Source organism: Micromonospora saelicesensis (assembly GCF_900091575.1).
In the GTDB taxonomy this organism is placed as follows: domain Bacteria; phylum Actinomycetota; class Actinomycetes; order Mycobacteriales; family Micromonosporaceae; genus Micromonospora; species Micromonospora saelicesensis.
This window is the reverse complement of the sequence record NZ_FMCR01000003.1, coordinates 1,096,270-1,106,433: the sequence shown is the minus strand read 5'-3', so window position 1 is coordinate 1,106,433 and position 10,164 is coordinate 1,096,270. Positions and strand designations below refer to the sequence as shown.

Genomic DNA, 10,164 nt, shown 5'->3' with positions numbered 1-10,164 from the left:
TGCATGTGTTAAGCACGCCGCCAGCGTTCGTCCTGAGCCAGGATCAAACTCTCCAACAAAAAATTAGTTGAACAGCATCCTGACAACAAACAAATGTTGCCAAAGGAATCCCAACCAGCCAGACAAAAGCCTGACCAGTCCGGGGTATAAATCATAATTGGCACTGGCTTTACAAGCACCCTGTTGAGTTCTCAAAGAACAACCACACACCGACCAGAAGCCCCACCTCAGTGGAACCCCAACCGGGGCTATTTCCCGCTCCGTGACCGGCGCTTTCAGCGCCAGGCACTTTTACTACGTTACCCGCTCGTTTCCGCCGTGTCAAACCGATATTTCGCGGTTCGTCGTGCTTCGACCCGATAACGCGGGCACCATGTCGCAACCGGCTTGCGCCGCTCTCGTCATGGATTCGGTAGGCCGGCCGTCGCGATTTCTCGCGACCCGCCCGGTGCCCTACCGGTTCGTAACCATACCCGGTCGGTTTCGCGGCGCCAAATCCGCCTCGCGGCGTTTCTGGCGGCACCTCCCGGTGGGGCTCCGGTGGGCGTGCCCACCCGACCCCCTGGTCGTTGGCCCGCGCTCCGGCCGCTTCAGGCTTTCGCCTGTTTCGTCCGTTCCGCGCTGGCAGAGAGAAAGTTACGCGTCCGGCGGGATGATCGTCAAATCCGCCGGACGCGTCCCCCGTCACATCGTCGACAGGTGGCTATTCACCCAGCTCAACGCCCGCGAACGAACGCTTCCCCCGACGCAGCACCAGGTATCGCCCATGCAGCAGGTCGGCCGGGGACACCCTCGCGTCCACCTCGGTCACCCGGTTGTTGTTGACGTAGGCGCCGCCCTCGGCGATCACCCGCCGAGCCTCCTTGAGGCCACTCACCAGACCGGAGTCCCGCAGCAGACCCGCCACATCCGGCAATTCGCCGGTGAGGCGTACGAGGCCCGCCTCGGTCAGGGCCGCGCGCAGGGTCTCCGGCGCCAGCTCCTCCAACGATCCGCGGCCGAAGAGCGCCTGACTGGCGGCGATAGCCTGCCGGGTCTCGTCCGCACCGTGCACCAGGGTGGTCAGCTCCTCGGCGAGCGCCCGCTGCGCCAACCGGGCCGCCGGTCGTTCGGCGGTCGCCTTGAACAGCTCCTCCAGCTCCTCACGGGACCGGAAGCTGAAGTACCGCAGGTAGCGGTCGACCTCCTGGTCCTCGACGTTGAGCCAGAACTGGTAGAACGCGTACGGGCTGGTCATCGTGGGGTCGAGCCAGACGGCGCCGCCCTCGCTCTTGCCGAACTTCGTGCCGTCGGACTTGGTGACGAGCGGCGTGGTGAACGCCTGCACCGGCCCGGCGCCTCGCCGACGGACGTAGTCGACGCCGGCGGTGATGTTGCCCCACTGGTCGGAGCCGCCGAACTGGAGCTGACAGCCGTGCCGGCGGTGCAGCTCGTAGAAGTCGTTGGCCTGTAGCAGTTGGTAGCTGAACTCGGTGTAGCTGATGCCGGTCTCCAGGCGGGCCCGCACCACCTCCCGCGCCAGCATCTTGTTCACCGGGAAGTGCTTGCCCACGTCTCGGAGGAACTCGACCACCGACATCTCGCCGGTCCAGTCCAGGTTGTTGACCAGCTGCGCCGCGTTGTCGCCGGTGTACGACACGAAGGGCGCGAGCTGCTCGCGGATCCGCTCGACCCAGCCGGCGATCACGTCGAGTGGGTTGAGTGCCCGCTCGGCGCTCTCCTTCGGGTCACCGATCTGCCCGGTGGCCCCGCCGACCAACAGCAACGGGCGGTGGCCGGCGAGTTGCAGCCGGCGGGCCATGAGGACCTGCATGAGGTTGCCGACGTGCAGGCTCGGGGCGGTGGGGTCGAAGCCCACGTAGTACGTGGCGGACTTCCCACTGTCGAGCAGCTCGCGCAGCTCGTCGAGGCCGGTCGAGTCCTGTATCAGGCCACGCCAGAGCAGGTCGTCGGTCAGGGAGTCCCGCCCGGAGGGCGGAGGGCTGCTGTCGGTCACGGTCACCGATTCTCCCCCATCGCCGGCACCAACCCGTACCGGGTTTGGCGCAACCCGCCCCGGCTAGGCTTGCGCCTCGTTGATCGAGGAGGGCTTTGCCATGGAGATTCCGGATCTGACGGGCGGTTTCGTCGCCCTGCTCGGCCTCAAGTTCGAGGAGGCCAGCGCCGACCGGGTGGTCATCAGCTGGCAGGTCCGCCCGGAGCTGCACCAGCCGTTCGGCATCCAGCACGGCGGGGTGTACTGCTCGGTCGTGGAGACCGCGGCCAGCGTGGGTGGCTCCCTCTGGCTGGCCGACCGGGGCACGGTGGTGGGGGTGTCGAACCAGACCGACTTCCTGCGGGCCGTCCGGGACGGCGAGCTGAGGGCGGTCGGTACCCCGGTGCACCGGGGCCGCAGCCAGCAGCTCTGGCAGGTGGAGATCACCGACGCCGACGAGCGGCTGGTCGCCCGTGGTCAGGTCCGGCTGCAGAACCTCTCGCCCGCCTGAGCGACGGCATTCGCCGGACGGGTCAACTGCGGGCCTCGTCCAGCATCGGCTCCGTGGGCTGGTCGGTGTCGGCGTCGCCGTCGGCTTCATCGGGTACGCGGCTGAGCCGTACCTCGGTGATCGCCCGGTGGTCGATGCCGGCCACCACCAGCACCCAACCGTCCAGCGTGACGTCCTCCCCGGCGACGGTGGGGATGTGCCCGAGCCGGGCCAGCACCAGCCCGGCGACTGTGGTGTAGTCACCGACCGGACGCGACGGCAGCTCCACACCGATGTCCGGCAGGTCGTGCACCGGGAAGGTGCCGGGCAGCAGCAGCGCACCGTCGGGGTCGCGCCGCACCGAGCGCACATCCCGGTCGGTCTCGTCGTAGATCTCGCCGACGATCTCCTCCAGGATGTCCTCCAGCGTCACGATGCCGTCGACGGCACCACGCTCGTCCACGACGAGGGCGATGTGCTGACGCTCGGCCTTGAACTGGCGCAGCGCCTCCACCACCGGCAGCGAGTCGGGCAGCAGCATCGGCGGTCGGGCGATCTCGTCGACCGGGCGGTCGTCGGGCACACCCACCAGGTCACGCAGGTGGATCACTCCGGCCGTGTCGTCCAGGCCGCCGTGGCGCACGACCGGAGCCCGGGAGTGCCCGGTGGCGGCCAGCACGAGCCGCGCGGCCTCCGCTGTGGTCCCGCTGTCGAGCGTGAAGACCTGCAACCGGGGTACGAGGACAGCCCGCAACCGCCGGTCGGCGATCTCCACGGCACCCGCGATGATGGTGCGCTGCTCCTTGGTGAAGCCGTGGTTGCCGGAGACGATGTCGCGCAGCTCGTCCGGGCCGATCTCCTCCGGCTCGTGTTTGGGGTTGAGCCCGACCAGGCGGACCACCACGTCGCTGGTGGCGCCGAGCGCCCAGACGGCCGGACGGGTGAGGCTGGCGAGCAGGTCGAGCGGGCGGGCCACCAGCAGCGCCCAGCGCTCGGCGGACTGCATGGCGATCCGCTTGGGTGCCAGCTCGCCGAAGACCAGGGTGACGAAGGTCAGCGCGAGGGTGACCACCACGATCGCCACCGTCTCAGCGGCGCCGCCGAACACCCCGAGCAGCGGCACCAGGGGTTTGGCCAGCGAGACCGCCGCGGCGGCGGAGGCCAGGAACCCGGCGAGGGTGATGCCGATCTGGATGGTGGCCAGGAAGCGGTTCGGGTCCTTGGCGAGCCGGGCCAGCACCCGCCCGGCCCGGCTGGTGCGCTCCAGCCGCTGGATCTGGCTGTCTCGCAGCGACACCAACGCCATCTCGCTGCCCGCGAAGAGCGCGTTGATCACGACCAGGACTCCGACCAGGGCCAGTTGGCTCCCGTAGCTCTGCACGCCCGGTTCGCTCCCTCGTGGTGGTGGCACCGGCCGCTACGCGCGGCACCCGCCGGTCGGCGAGCCCGCCCGGCGTAGGCGTGTCTTTGCCCCGTCCGGCGCCGGCCGAATCCTGCCCCGGCGACGCTACGCCGAATCGGACGAGGTGAGGCTACGCCGAATCGGACGACGGTGACGCAACGCCGACTGGACCGACGGCGACGCTGCGCCGGCCGGGGCGACGGCGACGCTGCGCCGGCCGGGGCGACGGCGACGCTGCGCCGGCCGGGGCGACGGGAAGTTACGCCGACTGGGGCGTCGGTGACGCCGGCAGGTCGAGGACGTACGAGTCGCCCTCCGGGCGGAAGCCGAGCCGGTGGTAGTAGGGGGCCACCATCCGGGGTGGGCTGACCACCCGGTGGAAGCCGCGTTCGGTGAACAGGTGGCTGCGCCGGTAGACGAACTCACCCGGCGTGAAGTCACGGAACTTCGGGGTCACGTAGTCCAGGTCGATCTGGGCGACGCCGGGCGCCTCGGCGTGCGACAGCACCACGCCGACCACCTCGTCGGCCGTGACCACGAGGAACGCCGAGCGCCCCGACGCGTCCGGGTCCCAGTGGAAGCCGGGGTTGAACCGGGCGATGTCGGCGGCGTGCACCCGCAGCGTGTGCGCGAGGAACTGGTCGTCGACACCGACCTCGACCACCTGGTAGGTCTTCTCGTCGTGCCGGGTGGCGAGCATCCCGCGCAGGTACCAGATGTTGATCACCGCGAGCACGATGTTGAGCCCGACCATCGGCCAGACCTCGATCGCCGCGTTGTAGCCGATCAGCACGAAACAGCCGACGAGGTTGAGCGCCCGCAACCGCAGGACGCGCGACTGCAGCAGCGACCAGACCAGCACCGCGGAGCCGGCCCAGCCGACGAGATCCAACCAGTTCACGCCGCGAGACTAGTGCCCGCCCAGGTCAGGGCCGTCGGCGGGCAGCTCCAGCAGCCACTCCTCGACGTCTTCGCCGCGGCCGTTGGCGTACCCCGAGTCTTCACCGACCACCACGAACCCGCACTTGCGGAGCACCGCGAGGGAGGCGGCGTTGTCCTTGGCGGCGCGGGCGTGCACCGGCCGGGGCAGCTCGCGCAGCAGGGCGGCCAGGGCCGCCGTGGCGTGGCCCCGGCCCCAGCGCGCCGGGTCGATCCAGTAGCTGACCTCGGTCTGCCCCTCGGCCGGCCAGGCGCTCACGTAGCCGACCACCTCGCCGTCGACCTCGGCGGTGCGGACCAGGTTCGCCGGGTTGGTGAGCACCCGGGCCCAGTGTGCGGCGAACTCCCGACGGTCGGACGGGTCCTTCGGGCCGAACGCGGCCATCCGGTTGGCCTCCGGGTCCTGCTGGTGCAGGAAGAACTCGACGAGGTCGTCCTCACGGACCGGGCGCAGCAGCAGATCGGAGGTCATCGGCCGAGGGTACGCAACGGCTGTGACACGAAGCGGCTGCGGCGAGTCAGCCGGCGACGGCTACGACCGCCAGCACGGCGGTGCCCACGGAGCTCGCCACCGACAGCAGTCGACGCCACGGCACCCGCGCGTCGACCACCGGCAGGGCGCGCCACCGGGTCGCCGCCAGGGCCACCCCCGCCGCCGACAGGCCGGCGCCGAGCGGCCACAGCCAGGCCGGCACCACCGACCAGTCCCCCAACCGGTGCCCCAACCCCAGATAGGCGAACGCCCAGATCGCCGCCGCCAGCAGCGTCACCTGGTCCAGTTGGCGACGGCGGGCGGTGCCGAGCAGGGAGATGCCGCCGAGGAAGGTGAGGACAACCGCGAGGCCGGCGCCGATCCACGGCAGCACCATCGACGTCGCCGAGTCGGCCTCGTTCGGTGGCACCCCGAGCAGCCGCAGCCCGATCGGCTCGACGCCCTTGTCGGTGTTGCCGAGCACCACCACCGCCCGGCCGGTCGCCCGTTCGAGGCCGACGTAGGACCGGAACCCGCCGGTAGCGCCGTTGTGCCAGACCACCTCGCGATCGCCGTGCCGGGTGGTGAACCATCCGTACCCGATGCGGGTGTCGTCGTCCTCGCGGTAGCGGGCGGTGGCGGCGTCGGCACCTGGTGCGGTGCCGGCGAGCGTCGCGGCGAGCAACCGGCCGAGGTCCTCCGCCGTGGACCAGGGGCCGGCGCCGGCCGGCGCGTAACCGGCTCCCGCCCACGGATCGAGCGGCCGGCCGCCGGCCCGGCTGCCCTGGGCGCGATCGGCCGGCAGTTCGTCGTCGCGGGTGGCGACGATGGTTGCCGTCATGCCGAGCGGCAGTAGCAGCCGGTCGTGCAGCAGCTCGGGGTACGCGACGCCGGCCTTCGCGGCGAGCGCGTGGCCGAGCACGGACGGTCCCAGGTTGGAGTAGTGGACCTCGCCGCGCTCGTCGTCGTCGGTGCTGACCCGGTCGGCGGCGCTGCGAACGGCGTCGACGCCCTGCCCGGCGTAGGGGTTTCCGCCGAAGACGTTGGACCAGAGGATGCGTGCCCATGCCAGCGGGGAGCCGGGGGCGAGCCGAGGCAGGCCGGCGCGGTGGCTGGCGAGTTCGGCGAGCGTGACGTCACGGGCGGGGCCGGTGACCTCGGGCCAGGTGCTGCCGAGCCGGTCGTCGGGGCCGACGACACCGGCGGCGACCTGGTCGGCGAGGAGCATGCCGGTGAGCGCCTTGGTGACCGAGCCGATCTCGAACGGGGTGCCCGGCTCCACTGGCCGACCGGCGAGGTCCCGGTCACCCAGTCCGGCGGTGCGGATCCGGCCGTTCTCGACCAGGGCGACGGCGAGTCCGCGGAGCCCCGACGGGTCGGGCGTGGCGGACCGTGCGGCAGCGGCCAGGTCGCGATCGCCGGTGGTCTGCGCGCCGAGTCGGGGCACCCGGGGCATCAACGCCACCCCGACCAGGGCGGCGATCAGCGCGACGACGAGGACGCTGAGGGTCGTCCGGCGCATTGTGATTCCTCCGTGGGGGGTCGTCGGATGGGCGGCCGAGCCGCGTCTGGTCAGCGGCCGGCTGCGGTGAGGATGGCCAGCAGCGGCACCACGCGTTCGGCGGGGACCGCGTACCGGCCTCGGCCGGTGCTGCGCAGCCAACCGGCGGCGGTGATCTGGCGCAGGTGGTGGTGCAGTTGGCCGGTGGTGCCCAGCTCCTCGATCTCGGCCAGCTCGCTGGTGCTCTGCCGGCCATCGAGGATTTCCCGCAGCAGCCGTAACCGCACCGGGTGGGCCAACGCGGAGAGGGTGCTGGCCAGCTCCGTCCAGTCGGCGGCGAGCACGTCGTCGACGGTGCGGCCGTACTGCCAGTCGTAGTGCTGGCCGGCGACGCGGACGGTGCCGGTGTAGAGGACCGCGCCGGTGCCGTCGGGCGGCAGGCGCTGCTTGAGGCCGTCGAGTGCCCAGAACGTGCCCTCGGATGCGGGCGGAGCTGGTCGCTCCGCCGTCAGGCGCTCGCTCAACGCGGCGACCTGTGTCTCCAGCGCGGCGAGCCGCGACTCCATGGTGGTCATAGGTCGATAGTACGTACAAACGTATATCCGTACAACCCCGAGCCCGGGAGGTCCGGCGCGGGTCTTTGGTCCCGAGCCCCTCGGGCGCAACGCCTCTGCCCTGGGTGATCACTCAACGGGATGGTGAGACGGACGGCGTGCCGGTGACGCGCCGCGCGGGACGGGGAGGTCACTGGTGGCGAAGACCGGCGGTCCGGGCCGGACGCTGGAGGGCACGATCGATGTGCCCGTAGCGGTCGGCCTCGATGCGGCAGAGGCCGCCGCCCGGTTACGGGCGAACGGACCCAACGCGGTGGCACCGCCGCCGCGCCGGCATGCGGCCGTACGGGTGCTGCACCAGCTCACCGACCCACTGGTGGCCCTGCTGCTCGCCGCCGCTGTGGTGACCACGGTGCTCGGCGACTACCCGGACACCGCGGTGATCGTCCTGGTCGTGCTGGTGAACACGATCATCGGGGTGGTGCAGGAGATCCGCGCCGACCGCGCCATCGCGGCGCTGGGCCAGCTCGCCGCCCCCACCGCCCGGGTGGTCCGTGACGGCCGGGACCTGGCCGTCCCCGCCGCCGACCTGGTCCAGGGCGACCTCGTCCGGATCGAGGCCGGCGACATCGTGCCGGCCGACCTGCTGCTGGTCGAGGCGAACCGGCTGCAACTGGACGAATCCGCGTTGAGTGGTGAGTCGGTACCGGTGGGGCGGACCGTCGGTCAGGAGGCGCTGGCCGGGACGGTGGTCACCACCGGACGCGCGGACGGCACGGTGATCCGGACGGGGCCGGCGAGCGCATTGGGCCGGATCAGCACCCTGGTGGCGGGCACGCGGCCCGCCGCCACTCCCCTGCAGCGGCGGCTCTCCGCCCTGGGCCGCACGCTCGGGTTGGTCGCGGTCGTGCTGTCCGGGCTGGTCTTCGCCATCGGGGTGATCAGCGGTCGGCCGGTGGTCGACATGGCCATCACGGCAGTGAGTCTGGTCGTCGCGGCGGTACCCGAGTCGCTGCCGGCGGTGGTGACCCTGGCGCTGGCGCTGGGCGCGCGCCGGATGGCCGCCGCGCACGCCATTCCGCGGCGGCTGCACGCGGTGGAGACACTCGGCTCGGTGACCGTGATCGCCTCCGACAAGACGGGCACCCTCACGGAGGGGCGCATGGCGGTGCAGCAGGTTGCCACCACCGACGGGGCGCGGTACGAGGTCACCGGCAGTGGGTACGCCCCGCACGGCGCCGTGCGCCAGGATGGCGCGCCGGTGGCCGTACCGGAGGAACTCCGCCGGCTGGCGCGGGCCGGGCTGCTCTGCAACGACGCCGCCCTGTCACCCCCGGACGAGGAACGACGCGACTGGGGTGCCGTGGGGGATCCTCTCGAAGCGGCGCTCGTGGCCTTCGCGGCCCGGTGCGGCCTCGACCCGCAGGACACCCGCGCCGCCTGGCCACGGGTCGCCGAGCACCCGTTCGACCAGGCTCAACGACGGATGGTCACAGTGCACCGCTCCTGCGACCGCCGCTATCTCGTGGTCTGCAAGGGCGCCCCGGAGAGCGTCCTCACCACGCCCCTGCTCGACGCCACCGACGATGAGATCGCCGCGCTGACCCGCACCGCCCACCGGCTCGCCGGGGAGGGACTGCGGGTGCTCGCCGTCGCCGCCGCCCTGGCGGACACGTCGCCGGACCCTGCCGCGCCGACCGGCCTGCGCCCGCTCGGTCTGGTCGCCGTCGGTGACCCGCTGCGCGCCGGCGCCCCCGAGATCGCCCAGAGTCTCGACGCCGCCGGGGTACGGCTGCTGCTGATCACCGGCGATCACCCGGCCACCGCCGCGGCGATCGGCTCCCAGCTCGGCCTGTGGCAGGACGGTGATCCTCTCGCCCGCGGCGACGACGACTCGACGGCGCACCCGGACACCCGGGTCTTCGCCCGGACCCAACCGGAACAAAAGCTCGACATCATCGCGGGCCTGCAGGCCCGCGGTCACGTGGTCGCGATGACCGGCGACGGAGTCAACGACGCGCCGGCGTTGCGCCGCGCCGACATCGGGGTGGCGATGGGTGGCGGCACCGAGGTCGCCCGGCAGGCCGCCGACCTGGTCCTCGTCGACGACGACCTGTCCACAGTGGCCGCCGCCATCGGTGAGGGCCGCCGCATCTACGACAACATCCGCCGGTTCCTGCGGTACGCCCTCTCCGGCGGGGTCGCCGAAATCCTGGTGATGCTCATCGGCCCGCTGTTCGGGCTGGCCGTACCGCTGCAACCCGCACAGATCCTCTGGGTGAACCTGCTGACCCACGGCGTGCCCGGGGTGGCCCTCGGTGCCGAGCCGGCCGAACCGGGCACCCTGCGCCGGACGCCCCGCTCGCCACAGGAGTCGGTGCTCGGCGCCGGGCTCGGTCGGGACGTCCTGGTCACCGGCGCGCTGATCGCCGCCGTGGTGCTCGGCGCCGGTGTGGTCGCCGCCGACCGGGATCTGCCCTGGCAGTCGGTGGTCTTCGTGGTGCTCGGGCTGGCCCAGCTCGGCGTGGCACTGGCCGTCCGGGCACCCCGGCCGGCGGGCGCGCGGCGCGGCAACCCCGGCCTCCTCGTCGCGGTCGCGGTGTCGGCACTGCTGCAGGTCGGCGGGGTGCTCCTCGCCCCGCTGCGGGACCTGCTCGGCACCGACCCCCTGGCGCCGAGCGTGCTGTTGGCCTGCGCGGTGGTCAGCGCCCTGCCCGGGTTGATGCTGCGGCTGACCCGTCGCCGTCCGACCCCGCGCAGTGACCGGCGTGACGGGACCAATGGCCCCCGGTCCCTTACCCTCCGCCCCTGACCGTCCGGCCCGCACGCCA

The 10,164-nt window shown here is 72.1% G+C and carries 8 protein-coding genes and 1 rRNA gene; 2 read left to right on the top strand and 7 right to left on the bottom strand.

Features of this window, described 5'->3' with window-relative positions:
- Together GA0070561_RS18085 and tyrS are read right to left on the bottom strand one after the other, a co-directional pair.
- Positions 1-59 (bottom strand): 16S ribosomal RNA (locus GA0070561_RS18085); the annotation flags it as partial.
- A 644-nt stretch (positions 60-703) separates the two neighbouring features.
- Complete coding sequence (tyrS, locus tag GA0070561_RS18080) at positions 704-1,996, bottom strand: tyrosine--tRNA ligase (RefSeq protein WP_091402261.1); 1,293 nt, start codon at positions 1,994-1,996, stop codon at positions 704-706.
- Positions 1,997-2,096: 100 nt separating this feature from the next.
- Here tyrS and GA0070561_RS18075 point away from each other — a divergent pair, with 100 nt between their 5' ends.
- Positions 2,097-2,486 carry a PaaI family thioesterase gene (locus GA0070561_RS18075; protein WP_091402036.1) on the top strand — a complete coding sequence of 130 codons (390 nt, stop codon included), beginning with the start codon at positions 2,097-2,099 and terminating at the stop codon, positions 2,484-2,486.
- 22 nt (positions 2,487-2,508) lie between these two features.
- Here GA0070561_RS18075 and GA0070561_RS18070 read toward each other — a convergent pair whose 3' ends face one another.
- The 5 genes from GA0070561_RS18070 to GA0070561_RS18050 form a co-directional block, all read right to left on the bottom strand.
- Entirely contained in the window at positions 2,509-3,846 is a 1,338-nt protein-coding gene (locus tag GA0070561_RS18070; RefSeq protein ID WP_091402034.1) for a hemolysin family protein, read from the bottom strand.
- 280 nt (positions 3,847-4,126) lie between these two features.
- Positions 4,127-4,768: a hypothetical protein gene (locus tag GA0070561_RS18065; RefSeq protein ID WP_091402032.1), complete on the bottom strand. Its 642-nt coding sequence runs from the start codon at positions 4,766-4,768 to the stop codon at positions 4,127-4,129.
- Between the two features lie 9 nt (positions 4,769-4,777).
- Positions 4,778-5,278 carry a GNAT family N-acetyltransferase gene (locus GA0070561_RS18060; RefSeq protein ID WP_091402030.1) on the bottom strand — a complete coding sequence of 167 codons (501 nt, stop codon included), beginning with the start codon at positions 5,276-5,278 and terminating at the stop codon, positions 4,778-4,780.
- A 46-nt stretch (positions 5,279-5,324) separates the two neighbouring features.
- Complete coding sequence (locus GA0070561_RS18055; protein WP_091402028.1) at positions 5,325-6,800, bottom strand: serine hydrolase domain-containing protein; 1,476 nt, start codon at positions 6,798-6,800, stop codon at positions 5,325-5,327.
- Positions 6,801-6,850: 50 nt separating this feature from the next.
- Positions 6,851-7,354: an ArsR/SmtB family transcription factor gene (locus tag GA0070561_RS18050; RefSeq protein ID WP_244166277.1), complete on the bottom strand. Its 504-nt coding sequence runs from the start codon at positions 7,352-7,354 to the stop codon at positions 6,851-6,853.
- Between the two features lie 175 nt (positions 7,355-7,529).
- Between GA0070561_RS18050 and GA0070561_RS18045 the strand changes: the two genes are divergently transcribed.
- Positions 7,530-10,145, top strand: coding sequence for a cation-translocating P-type ATPase (locus GA0070561_RS18045; protein WP_244166275.1), 2,616 nt, complete (start codon positions 7,530-7,532; stop codon positions 10,143-10,145).
- The last annotated feature ends 19 nt before the right edge of the window (positions 10,146-10,164 follow it).

Bases quoted from the DNA above. Each gene is read 5' to 3' on its own strand.
- GA0070561_RS18075 (WP_091402036.1), top strand. From the start codon at position 2,097: ATGGAGATTCCGGATCTGACGGGCGGTTTCGTCGCCCTGCTCGGCCTC.
- GA0070561_RS18060 (WP_091402030.1), bottom strand. From the start codon at position 5,278: ATGACCTCCGATCTGCTGCTGCGCCCGGTCCGTGAGGACGACCTCGTC.
- GA0070561_RS18055 (WP_091402028.1), bottom strand. From the start codon at position 6,800: ATGCGCCGGACGACCCTCAGCGTCCTCGTCGTCGCGCTGATCGCCGCC.
- GA0070561_RS18050 (WP_244166277.1), bottom strand. From the start codon at position 7,354: ATGACCACCATGGAGTCGCGGCTCGCCGCGCTGGAGACACAGGTCGCC.